This is a genomic window from Rhodovulum marinum (assembly GCF_004343075.1).
Classification (GTDB): domain Bacteria; phylum Pseudomonadota; class Alphaproteobacteria; order Rhodobacterales; family Rhodobacteraceae; genus Rhodovulum; species Rhodovulum marinum.
The window spans coordinates 112630-131883 of the sequence record NZ_SLXP01000005.1 but is presented as its reverse complement, the minus strand read 5'-3'; the positions used below and the strand labels follow the sequence as shown (position 1 = coordinate 131883).

9 protein-coding genes, 1 tRNA gene and 2 pseudogenes are annotated in these 19254 nt (G+C 64.6%); 8 read left to right on the top strand and 4 right to left on the bottom strand.

Features of this window, described 5'->3' with window-relative positions; genetic code table 11:
• Positions 1–29: 29 nt before the first annotated feature.
• The gene (gene putA / locus EV662_RS09585) at positions 30–3491 is read right to left on the bottom strand and encodes a bifunctional proline dehydrogenase/L-glutamate gamma-semialdehyde dehydrogenase PutA (protein ID WP_425057005.1); all 3462 of its coding nucleotides are present in this window, start codon (positions 3489–3491) and stop codon (positions 30–32) included.
• A gap of 104 nt (positions 3492–3595) precedes the next feature.
• On the opposite strand from putA, the gene EV662_RS09580 reads away from it, so the two are divergent.
• The 3 genes from EV662_RS09580 (at position 3596) to EV662_RS09570 (ending at position 5468) form a co-directional block, all read left to right on the top strand.
• Entirely contained in the window at positions 3596–4072 is a 477-nt protein-coding gene (locus EV662_RS09580) for an Lrp/AsnC family transcriptional regulator (protein WP_132461942.1), read from the top strand.
• Positions 4073–4130: 58 nt separating this feature from the next.
• Positions 4131–5342, top strand: a complete 1212-nt coding sequence (locus tag EV662_RS09575) for an META domain-containing protein (protein WP_132461941.1) — start codon at positions 4131–4133, stop codon at positions 5340–5342.
• Between the two features lie 41 nt (positions 5343–5383).
• Positions 5384–5468, top strand: a tRNA-Leu gene (locus tag EV662_RS09570).
• 159 nt (positions 5469–5627) lie between these two features.
• Here the strand turns inward: EV662_RS09570 and EV662_RS09565 are convergent.
• The 3 genes and pseudogenes from EV662_RS09565 to EV662_RS09555 all read right to left on the bottom strand — a co-directional run.
• A pseudogene (locus tag EV662_RS09565) lies at positions 5628–6522 on the bottom strand (IS5 family transposase); the annotation flags it as partial.
• A gap of 248 nt (positions 6523–6770) precedes the next feature.
• Positions 6771–7799 carry an IS110 family RNA-guided transposase gene (locus EV662_RS09560; protein ID WP_132461940.1) on the bottom strand — a complete coding sequence of 343 codons (1029 nt, stop codon included), beginning with the start codon at positions 7797–7799 and terminating at the stop codon, positions 6771–6773.
• Between the two features lie 82 nt (positions 7800–7881).
• Positions 7882–8055 (bottom strand): annotated as a pseudogene (locus EV662_RS09555) (transposase); the annotation flags it as partial.
• Positions 8056–8310: 255 nt separating this feature from the next.
• Between EV662_RS09555 and EV662_RS09550 the strand changes: the two are divergent.
• From EV662_RS09550 to EV662_RS09530, 5 genes are all read left to right on the top strand, one after another.
• Positions 8311–11481 (top strand): AAA domain-containing protein, encoded by a 3171-nt coding sequence (locus EV662_RS09550; RefSeq protein ID WP_132461939.1) that lies wholly within the window; start codon positions 8311–8313, stop codon positions 11479–11481.
• Positions 11453–13033, top strand: a complete 1581-nt coding sequence (locus EV662_RS09545) for a coiled-coil domain-containing protein (protein WP_132461938.1) — start codon at positions 11453–11455, stop codon at positions 13031–13033. The genes EV662_RS09550 and EV662_RS09545 overlap by 29 nt, the downstream gene beginning before the upstream one ends.
• Positions 13030–15048: an McrB family protein gene (locus EV662_RS09540; RefSeq protein WP_132461937.1), complete on the top strand. Its 2019-nt coding sequence runs from the start codon at positions 13030–13032 to the stop codon at positions 15046–15048. The genes EV662_RS09545 and EV662_RS09540 overlap by 4 nt, the downstream gene beginning before the upstream one ends.
• Before the next feature lie 74 nt (positions 15049–15122).
• Positions 15123–16553 (top strand): hypothetical protein, encoded by a 1431-nt coding sequence (locus EV662_RS09535; protein ID WP_132461936.1) that lies wholly within the window; start codon positions 15123–15125, stop codon positions 16551–16553.
• On the top strand, positions 16550–18928 hold the full coding sequence (locus tag EV662_RS09530; RefSeq protein WP_132461935.1) for a hypothetical protein: 2379 nt from the start codon (positions 16550–16552) through the stop codon (positions 18926–18928). Before EV662_RS09535 ends, EV662_RS09530 begins: the two co-directional genes overlap by 4 nt.
• The last annotated feature ends 326 nt before the right edge of the window (positions 18929–19254 follow it).

The window sequence follows — 19254 nt, the reverse complement described above, 5'->3', positions numbered from 1 at the left end:
CCCGCAGGCTAGCCGGTCGCCCGCCCCGGTCAAGCGGAACCGACCTCGGCCAGCAGCGCGGCGTTCCCGCCCGAAGCGGTGGTATCGACGCAAAGGTGGCGTTCGTGCCGGGCATGGGCCGTGTCCGGCAGCCCCGCGATCAGCGGCACCAGCGGCCCGCCGCGGCGCGCCAGCGCCTGCGCATGGGCGCGGCCCGTCTCGGCATCGCCCCACCAGATCACGCCCGCGAACCCGTCCAGCGTCTCCAGCATCCGGGGCGCGACCGCCCCCGTCACCGCCACCGCCGCCCCGCCCAGGGCATGGACCGCGTCCACCTGTGCCGCCGCCGCGATCCGCCCCGGTCCCAGGCACAGGATCGGCGGGCGCGGATGGGTGGACAGCCGGTTCGATTCGCCCGTCGGCCCGGGCAGGGCGCGCGTCTCGACCCCGCGCGGCGGGGCGGCGGCGGCCAGCGCGCGGGCGATCTCGTCCGCCTCTGCCACGCCCTCGGGTGCATCGGCCAGCGCGGGCGCGGGCCGCGCGGTGAACCGCGCCAGGTAATGCGGCCCCCCCGCCTTGGGTCCGGTCCCCGACAGCCCCTCGCCGCCAAAGGGCTGGCTGCCGACGATGGCGCCGATCTGGTTGCGGTTGACGTAAAGGTTGCCCACCGCCAGCCGGTCCGCCACGTGCTGCACCCGGTCGTCGATCCGGGAATGCAGCCCGAAGGTCAGGCCATACCCGGTGGCGTTGATCGCCCCGATCACCGCGTCGATCTCGTCCGCGGCGAAGGTCGCGACATGCAGCACGGGGCCGAAGATCTCGCGCTCCAGCGCCGCGATGCCGGGCACGCGGATCAGCGTGGGCGACAGGAAATGCCCCGCCCCGGGCACGTCCCCCTCCCAGATCACGCGGCCCTCGGCGCGGGCCTTGGCGATATAGGCCGCGAAATCCTCCTTGGCCGCGGCCTCGATCAGGGGGCCCACATCGGTCGAAAAATCCCACGGATCGCCCAGCCGCAGTTCCGCCATGGCGCCTGTCAGCATCTTCAGGAACCCGTCCGCGATATCCTCCTGCACGTAAAGGCATCGCAGCGCCGAACAGCGTTGCCCCGCCGACTGGAAGCTGGAGGCCAGGATATCGCGCACCGCCTGTTCGGGCAGCGCGGTGGAATCCACGATCATCGCGTTCAGCCCGCCGGTTTCCGCGATCAGCGGCGTGCCGGGGGCCATGTTTTCCGCCATCGACCGCGCGATGATCCGCGCGGTCTCGGTCGAGCCGGTGAAGGCCACGCCGTTCACCCGCGGATCGGCCGTCAGCGCCGCGCCCACCGTCGCCCCGTCCCCGGGCAAGAGTTGCAGCGCGTCTCGCGGCACCCCCGCCTCGTGCAGCAGCCCGACCGCGTAATGGGCGATCAGCGGCGTCTGCTCGGCCGGTTTCGCCAGCACCGCGTTGCCCGCGGCCAGCGCCGCCGAAACCTGCCCCGTGAAGATCGCCAGCGGAAAGTTCCAGGGCGAGATGCAGGCGAACACCCCGCGGGGCGGGGCGTCCAGCGTTTCGGCCTGCCCGGCGTAGTAGCGCAGGAAATCGACCGCCTCGCGCAGCTCGCCCACCGCGTCGGGCAGCGACTTGCCCGCCTCGCGCGCGACGATGGCGAAGATCGCGCCGAAATGGTCCTCGTACAGGTCGGCCGCCCGGCGCAGCACCTCGGCACGCGTGGCCGGGTCCGCGTCCCAGGGCCGCGCGGCGGCCAGGGCCCTGTCCACATCCGCGGCCGAGGCCGGGGACACGGTGCCCACTACATCGCGCGGATCGGCGGGGTTGCGCAGTTCCAGCACCTCGTCGGGCAGGGCGGTTCCCGCGATCAGCGGCACGGCCTCGAACCGCGCGGCGCGGTGCGGCGCGCGGGCGGCCTCGATCTCCGCCAGGTCGGGGCCGTGGGTCAGCTCCCAACCGCGCGAGTTCCGCCGGTCCGGGCCGAACAGCGCGGGCGCGCGCCGGATCGCGGGGTGTTCTGGCACGTCCAGATGCGCCTCGATCTCGGCCAGCGGGTCGGCGGCGACCGTTTCGGGCGGCACGCTGTCGTCCACGATCTGGTTCACGAAGGAACTGTTCGCGCCGTTCTCCAAAAGCCGCCGCACAAGATAGGCCAACAGGTCGCGATGCGCGCCCACGGGGGCATAAATCCGGCAGCGCGTGCCGTTATGCTGCGCCATCACCAGGTCGTGCAGCGACTCGCCCATGCCGTGCAACCGCTGGAATTCAAACGCATTCCGGTCCGCCCCCATTTCCAGGATCGCGGCCACCGTGTGGGCGTTATGCGTGGCGAATTGCGGATAGATCCGGTCGGTCATCCCCAGCATCTTGCGCGCATTGGCGATATAGCTGACATCGGTGGCCGCCTTGCGCGTGAACACCGGGAACCCGTCCACCCCCATCACCTGCGCGCGCTTGATCTCGGTATCCCAATAGGCGCCCTTGACCAGCCGCACCATCAGCCGGCGGTCGAACCGTTTTGCCTGTGCATACAGCCAGTCCAGCACCAGCCCCGCGCGCTGACCATAGGCCTGCACCACCACGCCGAACCCGTCCCATCCCGCCAGCTGCGGATCGGCCAGTACCCGTTCGATCACGTCCAGCGACAGGGTCAGCCGGTCGGCCTCTTCGGCGTCGACGTTCAGGCCCATCCCGGCGTCCTTGGCCTGCACCGCCAGCTGCAACAGCCGCGGCGCCAGTTCCGCCATCGCCCGGTCGCGCTGGGCCACCTCATACCGCGGGTGCAGCGCCGACAGCTTGATCGAGATGCCTGGGTTGGCGCGCACGTCGCCCCGGGTGGCAGCCCGGGAAATCCTTGAAATCGCGTCGGCATAGGCGCGCAGGTAGCGCTGCGCGTCGGCCTCGGTCCGCGCGGCCTCGCCCAGCATGTCGTAGGAATAGGTGTACCCCTTGGCCTCCATCCCGGCGGCGCGGTCCATGGCGGCCTCGATGGTCTCGCCCAGGACGAACTGCCGCCCCATCTCGCGCATCGCGCGTCCGACCGCGCTGCGGATGACCGGTTCGCCCAGCCGTTTCACCGCGCCGCGCAGGGTCGAGGCCAGCCCCGGTTCGGGTTTCTCCAGCACGCGCCCCGTCAGCATCAAGGCCCAGGTGGACGCATTGACCAGCGGCGAGGCCGACTTGCCCAGGTGCCGGCCCCAGTCGCTGGGCGCGATCTTGTCCTCGATCAGGGCGTCCATCGTCTCGGCGTCCGGCACCCGCAACAGCGCCTCGGCCAGGCACATCAGCGCCACGCCCTCCTCGGTCGACAGGCCGTATTCGGCGAGGAACACCTCCATCAGCCCGGGGCGGTCCTTGGCGCGGATGTCGCGCACCAGCCCCGCGGCGGCCTTGCAGATGCGGGCGCGGGTCGGGGCATCCAGCGCGGCCTCGGCCAGCAGGCGGTTCAGAACGGGGCCCTCGGGGGCATAGGTGGCGGCCTCGATGCGGGCGCGCAGCGCGGTCATGGCGTCGGTCATGGCATTTTCCCTGATGTGCGGGCAGTATATCGTCGAATGGCTCGCCTGTTCGGCCTGAAATGCGCCAGGTCATAGGCGGTTCGACTGAAATCAGGGACCAGGACATGCCGAACGATCTTCCGCCGCTCGACCGCCACGACCGCGCGATTCTGCGCGTTCTCGCCGCCGAGGGGCGCATCCCCGTGGCCGAACTCGCCCGCCGGATCGGCCTGTCCAAGACGCCGACCCAGGCGCGTCTGCGACGGCTGGAACAGGACGGCATCATCACCGGCTACCGCGCGATGCTGAACCCGATCCGGCTGGGCCTGGCCCATGTCGCCTTTGTCGAGGTGCGCCTGACCGACACCCGCGAGGCCGCGCTGAGACAGTTCAACGCCGCCGTCCGCGCGATCCCCGAGATCGAGGAATGCCACATGATCGCGGGCGGCTTCGACTACCTGCTGAAGGTCAGGACCGCCGACATGGCCAGCTATCGCGAGGTGATGGCCGACCGCCTGTCCGCGCTGCCCCATGTCGCCAACACCTCCACCTATGTCGCGATGGAGGCGGTCAAGGATACCGGGCTGGCGAACCTCACGTGACCGGGGCGCGCGGTTCCGTGCTAGGCTGGCGTGACGATCGCAACCGAAGGCCGCCGCCATGAAACGCATCACCGCCCTTGTCCTGTGTGCCCTGCCGCTGGCCGCCGCCGCCCAGGACACCCGCCCGGTTTCGGGCAGCCTGGCCTATCGCGAACGGATCGCGCTGCCGCCCGAGGCCCGGATGCTGGTCGAATTGCGCGACGACACGGGCGCGCTGGTGGCGCGCCGGGCCGCGCCGACCGAGGGCGCGCAGGTGCCGCTGCCCTTCGCGGTCGCGGCGCCGTCCGGCCCGGCCCTGTCGCTGCGCGCGGGCCTGCGGGTGGGGGGCGCGGTCCGCTGGCTGTCCCTACCGGTCACGATCGAGGCCGGGACCGATCCGGTCACCCTCGGGATGGTGCCGCTGCGGGGGGTCCAGCCGATGGGGGTCGCCACGACGTTCAGTTGCGGCGAACTGACGGCGGACCTGGGCGTCGTCGAAGGCGGCGCGCGGCTGCGGGTCGGGGGCCGCTACCTGGACCTCGTGCCCGAACCTACGGCCTCGGGGGCGAAATACGTGGCGTCCGGTGACCCCGAAACCTGGATCTGGACCAAGGGCGACGCCGCCACGCTCCGCCTGTCCGGCACGGCGTTTCCCGAATGCACCGAAACGCTTCCCGGCGAAAGCTACACCGCCCTCGGCAACGAACCTGGCTGGACGCTGCAGATCGCAGGCGGGCAGATGCGTTACCTTGGCGATTACGGCGAAACCGACATCACGGCCCCGCTGCCCGAACCCGAAACGGTCGACGGCGTGCGGCGTTACGCGGCCGAGGGGGCGGATCTCGTGCTGAGCCTGCGGCTGGACCTCTGCCATGACGACATGACGGGCATGCCCTATCCCGCCCGGGCCACGGTCGAAACGGGCGGGCGGCGCTTGTCGGGCTGTGGCGGCGACCCGATGGACCTTTTGACCGCGCATCCCTGGTGGGTCGCGGAGATCGCGGGGCAGGGGGTGATCGACGCCTCGACCGTGACGCTGGCCTTCACGCCGGGCGGCCGCGTGGCCGGGTCGGCGGGGTGCAACCGGTTCAGCGGCGGCGTCGAGATGACGGGCGAGGGGCTGCACTTCGCGCCGCTTGCGGTGACGATGATGGCCTGCCCCGACGCCCTGATGGCGCAGGAACGGCGCCTGCTCGACGCGCTGGCGCGGGTCGATCGGTTCGACATCGCGCCCGACGGGGCGCTTCATCTGATCGCGGGGGGCGACACGGTCGTCACCGCGCGCCGCTAGCGCTTTCCATCGCCCGGTCGCGCCGCTATGGTCCGCGCCGCGCCCGCGTGGTGGAATTGGTAGACACAGGGGACTTAAAATCCCTAGGCGAACGCCGTGCCGGTTCGAGTCCGGCCGCGGGCACCATATTAATTTCGAAAGTGTTTTTTATTCAATAGGTTAGTGTTTGGATGCGGGAGATTGTCCACCCAAGAATCCATCCTTTGAGTATTGGTCGATTATGCTCCCGACCGGCATTTTGGCAGAAAAGTGGCTTGAGGCGTGACTTCCCCTTGCCCTTCCGGTTCAGGCCACGCGGACGATCTCGGCGGTGCCGAGGGCATTGAAGCGGTTGATGAGTGCGACGCGGATGTGGATTTCGGCGGTTTGGCGGTCTGGGTCTCTCGCGGCGATGCGCTCGCCGAAGGACTTGAGGCAGCGCATCCTGGCCTCGGCGCGGCTGCGGGCGTGGTCTCCCGTCCACCGTTTCCAGAACGCCCGGCCGTAGTGACGTGTGGCGCGCAGGGTTTCGTTGCGGGGCGAGCCATTGTCCGCCATTGGTCCGAGGACAATGGCGAGCGCGGCTGAGCAATCCTCCTTCCACGGTCGGCCATTCTTGCGGATCGGGATGATCGCCGTGCCACCGCGTGCGATGATGGCGCCGTGGCAGCGGCGGGTGTCGCAGGCGCCATCTGCGGTCACGGTCCCGATGTCTTCGTCGTCCGGGATCTGGTCCAGCAGGTCTGGCAGGACGGGGCTGTCGCCTTCCCGGCTCGGGGTGAACTCGACCGCGCGGATGTCGGATGTGGCGGTGTCCATGGCCAGATGGACCTTGCGCCGTTCGCCATTGTCGCTCGGACCAATGGCGCGGAATGGCTCACCGTCGCCCCTGAACACCATGCTTCGGGGGTGAAGGGCGCCTTGGAAACGATCCGGGGGATCGTTTCAGCCCTGAACGGGCGGAGCCCCACTCGCCATCGCCGAGGAACTTGATGCCGGTGCTGTCCACCAGCAGGTTCAGCGGCCCGCCAGCACGGCGATCGTGGATGTACACCTCCAGGGTCTTCTGCCTGCGGCACAGGGTCGAGTAGTCCGGAACGGGCCAGTCCAGCCCCGCGAGCCGCAGCAGACTGGCGACCATCCCGGCGGGCTGTCTGAGCGGCAGCCTGAACAGCACCTTGATCGACAGGCATGTGTGGATACCCCCGCTTGCGCAAGTATTTTTGTGATCTTCGCGAGCAAGTGACCGGCTGCTAACATGTGTAAGGCCTTCGTGCGCGGCCGTTCATGCCGCTGGCCGGGATGGTGATGCGCGGATGGAGGCCATATCAGAACTGCGAGCTCGAAGCTCTTTGCCTTTCGCTGGCTGCCCCACCCCGATCGGTCGATCTTTTGCCCATACGAGATCAGTGCTCTACTTGCGTCACCGACGCTCCTGACAGGGCGCGGTCAGCAGATCGCACCCGCAGGATCTCTGTAAACGTCTTTCCGTGTCATAATGGCCCAGATGACCCTGGCGAGTTTGTTGGCCAGGGCGATGGCGGTCAGCATCCGCGATTTGCATGCAAGCATTCGCGCCAGCCATGATCCGGGCTTTCCACCGTTCCGCCCCCTCCAGTGGATGATCGACATCGCGCCGCTGATCAACAACCTGCGGATATCGCGCTGCCCCATTTTCGACGTTCGTCCCAAGCGCTGCTTGCCTCCACTGGAATGTTGCCGGGGAACAAGCCCGAGCCAGGCCGAGAAATCCCTGCCGCGCGCAAAACTCTCCATGGCCGGAGCGAAAGCCTCAATGGCCATGGCCGTGACTGGCCCGACCCCCGGAATGGTGCGGAGGCGCTGCGCCATCTCTTGCTCCTTGGCATGCTCGTCGATCTGCCGCTCCAGATCTTCGATTTCGCCAGCTGTCCGGGCAATCCGGTCCAGATAAATGGCGCCGACCTTGCGCACCACATGAGAAAGCGTGTTTGTCACATCATCGAGAATGCGGATGAACGGATCAATCGATCGACGACCTCCCGCCACGATGACCCCATGCTCTGCCAGATGGGCCCGAAGCGCGTTTACCAGTTGGGTCTTCTGCGTCAGCAGCAGTTCGCGTGTCCGGAATAGCATGGCAAGGGCCTGCTGCTCCGGAGATTTGACTGGCACCGTGCGCATCGCTGGCCTCAGCGCCGCTTCGACAATAGCCTCAGCGTCGTTGGCATCGTTTTTCTGGCGCTTCACAAAAGGTTTCACGTAGATCGGTGGTATCAAACGAACGTTGTGTCCGAGGGACGTCAGTTCACGCGCCCAGTGGTGCGAGGTTGCGCAAGCTTCCATCGCGACCACGCAGGGCTTGATCTGTGACATGAAGGACAGGAAACGGGTGCGCGGCAGCCGCTTTCTGATGACGGCTCGCCCGTCTGAATTTGCGGTGTGAACCTGGAAAACGCTCTTGGCCAGATCGACCCCGACTATGGTAATTGCTTCCATGGACACCTCTCCTCTGTGGCGATTTCGACATCACCACCATGGCACATTGCGATGCCGTCGGGCGGGGGTGTCCAACCCATCAGAACTGGATCGCCGCAGCCGAGAACACCGGCTGGCGCCCAGGGCGGCCCTCATGCGGCGCGTGCCAGGCCATCTCCTTGTCCAGCCAGATCAACAACGACCCGCGCTTGCGGGGCGCAGCGTTCTAGGCGGACCAGTTCGTCGTGCGGTAACGGGCGGGCTTGGGCTTGCTCATGCCATCCGTCTAACCGCATGGATTCGTGATGCGAATGCTTCACGGCGAGAGTTCTGCAACAATGGCCACCCTGAAATAAAAGAATTTCATATGCTTAGGCCGGAACCCCGTGCGACTGCTGTCCGACTGCATGTTGATATCCATGATGCGGCATGGCACAAAATTGCGATCAGGGGTTGTTGTCGCAAGATAGTAGCATGATCGCTTTCCCGAAACGGGCTGCTTGTGGGGTCTTCGGGGACCAGTATTTCTAGGATGTCGCTTCTTTTTCGTACCTTGAAGGCGTTTCCGCGCGGACGCACGACCGAGGAATTACTTGTCTTGGTCGGTGCAGCATTCTCCCATGACAAACGCTTGGCCGCATTAGCGGAGTTGGATCATCTCCTGCGCGATGGTCACGTCGAGAGGGGGCGCGATGGAAAGTGGCGTGTGGCTTCGCGCCGAATTGACGAAAGGGTAGGCGCTGGCAGCGCACATGCCGGCTCCCAGCCGGAACAATCCCGGAATGATCTTGTTGCGGCGCCTGCGCTGTTCGCGCGAATGCCGGCTCCCGATGAGGAACAGTCGCCGCTGGATCCGGGCGAGGTCGGAGCAACCGTCGATTATCAGGCCCTTTTGCGATACTGGCGCTCGGCCCTCCGCGCGGACCCGCGCGGGGCGACCACGCAAGTTGCCGACAAGCACGGGGTGGAATGGACCCTCATTTGCGGGCGCGGACCGATCGCACCTTCGGAAGGCGAAACGCTAAGGCTAACCATGGCGCTGGATGCACTGACGCCATCATTCCGTGAAGCGATCGTGCTCAGGGAAGGTCACGAGAACGCGCTTGCCGTCGGCTGGCCCATGGCCGTCACGAGGGTACGGGGTGTTCCAGCCTTTCAGCCGGTCGGATTGCTTTCCGCGAGGTGGGAACGCCGCGACGGCGACCTCGTGCTGTCGGTAGATGCGGACGATGTGCTGGTGAATCCGGATTGGCTTCGCGAAGCGGCGCGTCAGACCGGGTGGCACCGAGATGCGCTCAGGGAACTGTTCGATGCGGAGGACGGAGTCGGCCTGCATGCAAGCGATTTCCTCCTGAAGGTAAAGGATGCGGTGGCGAGCCAAATCCGTGGACGTCTCGTCGGCGAAGATCTTGCCCCCCGGCTCGATGAGACCTCGACCGGAATCTTCGATGCGGCAGCGCTGTTTCTTCCAACGGACTCGAGCTTCACCGCCGGCGCCGCGCGGGATCTGGACACGATCGCGACTTGGCCAACCGAGAGAATCGCCCGCACTGCCCTTGCGAAAGTCTTCGGCATCGCATCGCAGGCTGATGTCCGGGACTTTGCCGCGATCAACGTCGGTCCGTTGAATGCGGAACAGACCATGGCGGTCCGAAATGCCTGTTCCGAAGCCCTCTCGGTCGTGACCGGACCGCCGGGAACCGGCAAGAGCCAGGCAATCGTATCCATGGCCGCATCGGTTCTGCTGTCCGGAGGCAGCGTTCTGGTGGCATCGAAGAACCATCAGGCGTTAGACGCCGTCGAAGACCGCCTTGGCGCGCTTGCGCCCGATGCCCCGTTCGTGACGCGCACGCTTAAGCCCGAAGAGGAGATCGATATCGGTTTCGTCGATGCGTTGAAGGCGTTGATCGACCGGGATCACGCGCATCAACATCTCGGAGATTTCGATGATGCGATGATCGGCGACCTGAGGGTGGCAGCCCGCGAAAGGAGCGCTGCGATCGATACTCTTTCCGCACGTGCGGAGCTGGAATGCGAAATCGCCGATCTGCTTGAAAGCGTAGCCTATCGGGAGAGCCGCGGCAGGCGGGACCTTGACCATGCACCCGTTGCTCCGGCGCTGTCCCTATGGCGCCGCCTTATCGTCTTACTTCTTCGCATGTTCTCCAAAGGAACGGGTTCGCAGACGGCTTCCGGTGAAACGTTACTCCATGGTGCAAGCTTGTCCGATCTGCGAAGCCAACTTGACCGCAAGCGGGCGTCCCGCGATGCGCTGCAACCGGTCGCGGACCCGGTCGAACTCGGAGAACGCGTTCAAGAGCTTGCGAAAGCGGTTCTTCCGCGGGCGATGCATCGCCGAACGGCTATCGGCGAGGCAAGGCGGCAGGCGATCGCCGAGACCTACGACGACTGGACCTTTGCCGGGGGAAGGGGGCACCTTCCCAACGACCTATCCCGGGCCGTTCTGGAGCACAGGCCACTCTGGCTGGCCTCCATCCTCGGAACGCCGCGGCGTATCCCCCTCGATGACGGGCTCTTCGATCTGGTCATCTTCGACGAGGCAAGCCAGTGCGACATCGCCACAGCCATCCCACTATTCGCCCGGGCCAAGAGGGCGGTGGTCGTCGGTGACGATCAACAGCTGTCTTTCATTGCGCAATTGGGGCGCGCACAGGACAGGAACCTCATGCAGGCGCAGAACCTCCCGGTCGCGAAGATGGCGCGGTTCGCACAAAGCCGGCGTTCGCTGTTCGACTTCGCCTCGCGCGTGCCGGATGTGCCGCGCGTCACGCTGCGCCATCAGTATCGCTCCGCCGGCCCGATCGTCGAGTACATCAGCGACTACTTCTACGGCGGCCAGCTCGAGACCTCCTATGACCCCAAGGGCCTTATCCTGCCGAAGGGCGCCAAGCCTGGCCTGGCTTGGGAACACGTTCCGGCGCCCGGAATTCCGCAGGCCGGAAATGTCAATCCCGCAGAGGTTTCCGCGATCACGCGACATTTACGGCTTCTTCTGGAGGAGCAGGATTATCAGGGGAGCGTCGGCGTTATCACACCGTTCCGCGCCCAGGTGATGGCCTTGCAGGAAGCAGTGGCGAGCATACCGGAACATAAGCGGGTGGCGGCCGATCTGAAGATCGGGACGGTGGATGGCTTTCAGGGGCAGGAACGGGATCTGATCCTGTTTTCACCCTGCGTTGGCCCCCGCAGCCCGCAATCGGGACTGACTTTCTTCCAAAGGGACGCGCGGCGGCTCAACGTCGCGATCTCGCGGGCGCGGGCCATCGCGATGATCTTCGGCGATCTGGAATTCGCCCGGTCCGGTAGGTCCAAGACGCTTAGGACCCTGGACGCCCGGGCGACCGAGCCGAAACGGCAGTCCGGTGAAGGTGTTTTCGACAGCGATTGGGAGCGGCGGGTTTTCTACGCCCTCAAGGAACGCGGTCTCGATCCGGAGCCGCAGCACGAGATCGCCGGGCGGCGGCTCGACTTCGCCTTGTTTGGCACCAATGGCGTGAAGCTCGATCTAGAGGTGGACGGGCGACGCTGGCACCAGACACCGGACGGACGCCGGAAAACATCCGATCTTTGGCGTGATCACCAGCTCAAATCGTTGGGATGGCGCGTCCGTCGGTTCTGGGTCGATGAACTTGCAAAGGATATGGAGGGATGCATTGACATCGTCGAACGGGACCTCTCGTAAATCCAGCCGCAACACCTTTGTAGCGCTCGGACTCGCGACGGTCGCCTTGGCAACGTCGGGATACCTCCTGTTTCAGGTCAATGGTCTGGATCGGGAATACGGACGGATAAAGAGCGATCTGCCGCATTTGCAGAACCAGCTTGCGAGCGCGATCAAGGAACGTGATGCGGCACGTGAATTGGTGGCGGCGGCAAGGTTCGAAATCCTGGGGCTTCGGGCTTCCGAGGCTGATCTCGCAGAACAAGTCGCTGCGCGCCAAGAGGCCCTGGAAAGTGCCAGAAAACTGGAGGCCGATGCTCTAAAGAGGATCGAGGCGGCCCGTACGGAGTTCGAAGCGCTTGCGGCAGAGACGAGTGCGGCGCGGTCCACCATTGCAGAAGCGGAGCGTTTGCGGCGCGAAACCCGCGACCTGACCGCGCGCAGACGGGAACTCGAGGCCGAGATCGCGTCTCTCGAGAAGACCGTTCAGTCCTTGACCGAAAGAAGCGATGAGGCGGAGGCGAGGAATGCCCGTCTCGCAGAGGAAAATAACCAGCTCACGGGTCAACGGGATGCCCTTCAAGCTCAATTCGACGAGTTGGGGCCACAGGTGAAAGACCTCGAGGCCCAGATACGGCAGGTGCGGAACCTCGAAAACGAAGAGGATCGCTTGGGGTCGGTTCTTGAGGGGCTTCGGACCGAAGAGAGTGAAACCAGGGCCACGCTTGCCGCCGCGAATGAAACTCTCCGCGGTATTCAGGACGCGATCGCCGCGCGCACGGAAGAGGCGGAAACACTGAGGGTATCGGTCGAAACGCTGAACGGCGATCTGACCGATCTTAGCGAAACGCGCGACGCCCTAATCGCCGAGTTGGCGGTGAAGCGAACCACGGCAGAAGAGTTGGACGCCCAAGCCAAGCTTGCGGAAGAGCGGCTCTTGGAGGCTCGTGCGCAACTGGCGCAAACCACAGAGGCGCTGAAATCGTCCCGCTCGGAAGAGGCTACGCTTGCTGACGCGCTCGCAGCACTTCGTGCGCGGGTCGATAGCGCGGAAGCGGAGGTGACCAGACTGGATGTGCTGCGGATGGAAGTCGAGGGTTTGTCAGCTGATGTCGAGCGCCTTCAGGCGGAAAAGGCCGGCTTGGAAAGCGCGCTACCCGGCTTGCGGCAGGAGGCGGATGCCGCGCGCGCGCTTGCGGACCAGGAACAGGCGCGGGTGGATGCCGCGCGCGAGACCGTCGCCGCATTGACCGGGCGTGCCTCGGTGCTGGAAGAGCGGATAGCGCAACTCGAGCAGCAGCAATCCGAATTGATCGCGGCGACGGAGGCCGCCGAAGCGGCGGCAGAAGCAGCACAATCGACCCTCGCTTCTCTCGAGGCAGAGAAGGCGACGGCCCGGGCCGAACTGAACGCCGTCGCCGAACGGCGCACCGATCTTCAGGATCGCATCGAAGACCTGCAAGCGCGCATTGCCGCCGCCGAAGACGCCTTGGCGAATCGGCGCGACAGGCTTTCGGAGGCCGCGGCAGCCGGAAACGAGGCGACCTCGCAAGAAGCGGAGACGGGAGAATGATCACCGACAATACCCTGATCGTGTTCATCATCGTCGGCGCTCTCGCGCTTTTGGCGATTGTGCAGATCACCCTCGCGATCCGGCAGGATCGTCTGGTTTCTGCTGCCGGCCCCATCGAGGAGCTTGCCGTCTATGAAAAACGCCTCGAAGAGAAGCAGCGCCTCATGGACGACCTTGAGGAGGAACTCGCCAAACGGCGCGAGGCGATGGCGGTTGTCGCTGATATCGGCGCCGAGGTCGACGGGCTGCGCCGACAGAAAGAAGAACTCCTCGCGGAATGGAACGCGATGGGTGACAAGCGTGAAGAAGTTCAGGCCATGCGCCGCGAAATCGAGGATGTCGTCATCGAGCGCCAGTCGCTCGAAGCCGAGCTCGCCCCGCTGCGGGCCGAATATCTCTCGGTCAAGGAACGCCTTGAAAAAGCGGAGGAGCTTGTCGGCAGGATTGACGCTTTGACCAACGAGCACGCCGAGATATCGGGCAAGGTCGAGGCGATGCGTGGTGAACTTCGCCGGCTCGAAGAGGCCGAGGCTCGCGTGGCGCGCCTGGAAGACCGCGGAAACGAGCTTGAAGCCGACTGCGCCCGTCTGGAAGGGCGAATTGCATCGCAGAACGATGAACTGGCCGAACTCACAGCCCGCGTTGCGAAGGCGCGAGATGCGTTGGCCGAGGTGCAGTCGGAGCACTCGCGCACCGAAGCGCAGTCTGCAGCAGAAAAGGTCGAGCTTCGGCGCCAGCAGGGAGAACTCGAAGCCCTCGGAGAAACGCGAACCGCCCTGGAAGCGCGGCTTGCCTATCTCAAGGGGGAAATTGCCAAAGCAGAAGGACGTACGCCGGATGGCGAGGCTGCCGAGAGCGACAAGCTGCGCGAGCTTCGGGAAGAGCCGCCCGTCATCCGGGCCATGCTTGACTGGCCTCTCGCTGACCGAGAGAACGAAACCGACGCGCTCAAACGGGTGGAACGGCGCTTCCGGGCGAAGGGCCTCCATTATCCGGCCCGAACGCTTTATGCCTTTCATACCGCCATGAAGGTGAACGAAACCACGCAGATGGCGGTGCTTGCCGGGATTTCGGGCACCGGCAAGAGCCAACTTCCACGGCAATACGCGGCCGGCATGGGAATCGGGTTCCTGCAGGTTCCAGTTCAGCCGAGATGGGACAGCCCACAGGACCTGATGGGTTTCTACAACTACATCGAAGGCAAGTTCCGGCCTACCGACATGGCAAGGGCCCTCTGGGCACTGGACGAGATCAACAATGACGACGCCATACAGGATCGCATGATGATGATCCTCCTCGACGAGATGAACCTGGCGCGAGTCGAATACTATTTCTCCGACTTCCTGAGCCGGCTTGAAAGCCGTCCGAAACCGGAAGACGTCGGTGACGCCAACGAACGCAAGGACGCCGAAATCGAACTCGAAATCCCCAACATGCAGTACCCGCCGCGCATCTTCCCAGGCTACAATCTGCTATTTGCGGGCACGATGAACGAAGACGAAAGCACACAGTCTTTGTCTGACAAGGTCGTCGACCGCGCGAACGTTTTGCGTTTCGCTGCACCTCGCGCGATCAACACCGCACGGCCGGAAGGCGAGGTTTCGGAGGTGCGGGCCTTGTCGCAGGAACGCTGGCAAGGCTGGGTACGTCCCGTCTCGGAGGTCGAAGGCGAAGCCCGGGTTCGCAACAGCGTAGAGACGATGGTCGAGATCATGAAAGACCTCAAACGGCCGATCGGACACCGGCTGGGTCGGGCAATCATGGCCTACGTTGCCAACTATCCCAAAGCGGAAGGCACCCGGCCGATCGAAGACGCGCTGGCGGATCAGGTTGAGATGCGCCTACTCCCGAAACTCAGAGGTGTCGATGTGGAGGTCGCTGCTGCACATTTTTCCCGGCTCAGGACCTTCGTGGAGCAAGACCTTGGTGACGAGAAGCTGGCCCACGCAATCTCCGACTCGATTCAGTCATCCGAGGAGACCGGTCAGTTTGTGTGGAGCGGAGTTACGCGCTGATGCGAAGATTGCCGCGGCCCTGGTCCGCGCACCCCCTTCCGCAGGACCGACCTTTTGGACCCGACGATTGCCTGATGATCGCCTACGAAGGCTTGCCGCCGAGGGGCGTGCAACATGCAGTTCTCATGAAGGGAAACGTCCGGGGGCAGGATACCTGCCTGGCGCTCTGCCCCTATCCCAAGCGCGAGCAGGCGGAGAACCCGGATAGAGCGGGATTCCCCAGCCGTCCGCGCAAAGGGCATGATCCCAAGGACGAAAGCGAGCTCTTTGCCGCGGACGCTTTGCGTTGGATGAACGAGGTGCTCGCGCGGATTCAGGAGCTGGAAGAGGCGCTCGATGATCCGAGTGATGTATGGGCACGTTTGCGGGCCGCCTGGAAGCGCGCAGAACGGGAAGAAGACCCTCGTATGGCCGAGATCGTCAAGCAGGCACGGGAACTCAAGCCGGTCCTAGGTGCATTGCTTAAACGCATCCGGCGCGTGCTTCGGCGCCATAGGGAACTTACACCTCTGGACCGCGTGCAAGAGATGGACCGGGCCTCGATGGTCTGGCTCAGCCGCCAACCGGGGCGAAGCGTGGCGGAGCGCGCAGGCGCCGGACAGCGGATCCTCGCGACGGTTCGACAGGAAAACTTCGACACACTCGAGAATCGAGTTCTCCATGCATATGCCCGGCTCGCCGCCGACGCGGCACGGGAGTGGATGCGTGAGCATCCTCGGGCAAAGGAAAGCGCCCGATACGCCCAGGTCGATGCTCTCCGCAAGACATGCCGAACTCTTGGGGCGGTCTTGGTGGAGCTCGATGTGTCCGTCGCGGAACCGGGTTGCACACCCAACTACGTCCTCATGCAGGATCGGGACTACCGCAGTGTTCGCGAAGGTTGGGAGCGATTGCTGAAACGCGACAAGGCGATTGACGACCTGTGGGCATGGCAGGCGCAGACATGGACCGATTTCGCGGTTCTTGCAGTCACGCTTGCCATTGATGAACTCGATGAAGCCCAGCTTGTTGCCCAGTCTCCGATCAACTGGCGGGCAGAGGCCGAGACGGGCCGCTGGTTCGACCAGGACCGGCCGATCGCCGTCTTCTGGCTGCGTAAGACCGGCCGGATCGTTGAGGTGCAAGCGCGGCCGGAGACACCTGGCTCGCTGCTCACGGCAGCGCGAGCGCATGTTGCGCTCAGGATTACGGACCCGACACGTTCGGAAATCCCGCACCGTGTCGCCGTTTGGACGCCCCACGCCATGCGGCGCATCGATCTTGACGCTGCCGTGCAGGAGGCAGCGGCCCTTGTCGATCAATTGCAACCGCTCGCCATGACCGAAATCCTCCGTCACGGACTCATTCTCACTCCCGCTCACGGCAGTCCCGAGACCGCGCGAGCTAACGGGAGGGTCAGCCGCGTAAACGGCATTGCATTGGGTGCTTCGGGTGAAAGCCTGGCAGCAGGACTGCGTGCCGTTCGTGAATTCGTGCGCAGCGAATTCTACGGCTTGCCGACATGAGCAGGAGGAAGGCTGCCGGTCTCGATATCAACGGCTGGCGCGATCACGTCGCACGCAACTGGACCACTTTCCCGGGCGAGGACGAACGGATCGGTGGCGTTCATGTCCGAGCCGCAGGGCCGCTCGGGTCGGTCGTTCGCATCGGCGATGAACGCACGGGTCGATGGATCGGCGGGTTTCCGGCCGATATTGCGCCACACGGGCTTGGCGGTGGCTGGGGCGCGATCGGAGACGAAAGCCGACGAATCCAGTTGCGAGCCTTGTTGGAAGGAGTGTCGGGCGGTCCGCAACAATTGGCTGCAGCCTTCTCTGATCTGGCGCGCGGTGCCGCCCATACGGTGCTGGCAATCGAGGACAGCCCCGAGACCACGGAGACTTTGCAGGAACGCCTGCTCGCCGGGCTGTCCCAAGCCAGAATGCGGAACGCAGCCTTGGTCTGGCGGACGGTTCTAGGTATTCTTTACGCCATTGATGCCGGTATGATCGAAGAAGAGTGCACCGTCGGGATCGTGTCCCACGCATCGTCGGGGCTTTCAGTCCAGAAGCTTCGAGTGCGCCGTGCTGGCACCCTCCGAGACGTTCTTGCGCCCGAGCGGCGGAACGCGGCGCAAATGCTTGGGTGTTCGATAGGTTTGCGAGACCTCGTCGAACGCGTGAGGCATCGGGTGATCGGAGACAACGGTGGAAACGGTCGGGCCGCCAATCTTGCCATGGCGCGAACGGTCGGTCGCCTCGCGCTCGGTCTGCGTTGCGATCGAGAGATCCTGCGCCTGCCGAACGGTGACTGGGAAGAGATCGCGCTCGCGGGCGCGGGTGATCTGCCCGCGTTTACGATGGACGGCCCTTTCCCGTCCCTGGGGGACTGCGATCAGGTGTTCCTCGAGACCATCGCAGAAGGCGACGTCCGCTCACACCTTGCGACACTGATAACCGATCTCAAGATCGGAGACCTGCAAACCTTGCCGCCGGATGCGGTCGCGAAGGGTGCTCTTGTCGCCGCCTGCCGCATGAGTGACGGCGATCCTGTCTATTTCGACTTTCTTCCACGAATCTCCACGATCGTCTCTTCGAATGGCCGGGCGCAGAATTTCGATTTGATTGACGAAAGTGAAACGCTCGAAGCGGGGCATATCTATCGCAGCCCTCGCCCCGCAGTGTTCGCGATCCCGAAGGGCGTCGACGAAATACCCGTTTATCTCCGAAAGGATGCAGCACCGCATCCCCGCAAGGCGCTTGTCAAGCTGGATGTCGCGCTAAAGAAGGAGACGCCCGTCTCTGTCTGGGTCGAACAGAAACCGGCTGCCGGTCGCGCCAGGATCGTATTGGAGGTCCCATCTCTGGCACGCAGCATCACCATAGACTGGGAAAACGCCGAAGACGACGAGCGCGCTTGGGACGACATCATCACGGCACTTGAAACGCCCCCGCCCGCCTTTCCGGACCGCCTAGTGCTGAAATGCGGCATGCATCCCTGGCGGGATTCATCGGGTGCCCCCGGCATGTTCACGCTGCTCGACCAGATGGAGAGCAACGGGGTCTCTGATTGGGAGCCTTATGCCCGCAAGGCGGCGGCGCGGCCCTATCAGGAATACTGTGTCTCGAGCGATGGGCACCTCCCGGCGGAGGTTTCGGATGATGCCGTCCGCCAACTCGACATGCTTACGCACGCCGCGTTGACCGTTACGGCTGAGCGCCTTACGTCGCGACCGGCCCAGGGGATACGGGACAATGCAGCCCTTAAGTTCCTGACCTGGCAATTCCGACGTTGTCCGACCGAAGTCAGCGAATGGCTCGCAACCTGTATCGAAAACCATGCCGGAACCATCGGCACGCATCCGTTCATCTGGCACCAGAGTAATTGGGTGCTGATCTATCAAGGCTTTTCCAGAACCGTGCGGGATGCCGCGTTGGAGGAACGGGTGTTGCGCGCTGTGCTGCGCCGTGGAATCGAACGCTGGAGTTATCGTGCCGAAAGCGCGTGTGTTGCGCTGATGCTCTCGAGATCCGAAACCGCGCCGATGCTTCTCGAGCGCCAGGATGTTGACGAGATCGGGCAACGCGCGGTCATCGAGTTTCGCGAGGAACTGGGCGGGCACTATACCCGGTTCAATTACGCCCCCTTCCTTGTCGGCGGACTCCTCCGCTGGAGGCTGAAGGAGCCGAGGGCCCTGCTGACCGGCAATGACACCCTCGCCGACAGCCTGTTCGAGGTGATCGAAGCCGCGCGACAAGATCTGATGTCGCGTCGGCGTGTCGACGAGGCCTTTGCAAGACGGCGCGAAAAATACGTGCCGATCCTCGACGACCTGCTGAAATATCTGCGCGGCGAGGGTGGAAATCCGAACTTGCTGCTCGATCTCTATGACGCATATTGACGACCCAATGTTGATTCCCGCTGAGAACTGAGCGGGGTCTTCATCGAGAAGTGTCCCGCCAGAAGTCTATGGTCTGTGGGTCAATGTCGGTCAGTACTCCGCTTTCTTCGAGCGGCCTCCGTGCTGGCCTTGAAGCAATTGATGTCATTGCTGGTTTACCGCTTACCTTTAGCCCGTCTTCCCCGAGCCGCAAACTCCAGGATGGTTTTCCGAGCAGGGAAAGAAGCATCCCTGCAAACCTGCGGCACGTTACGTCCATGGCCTGTTCTCAGCGGGCTCGACTCATCCCAGCCATGCGGTCATTGTCTTCAATCCTCGCCTTCTGA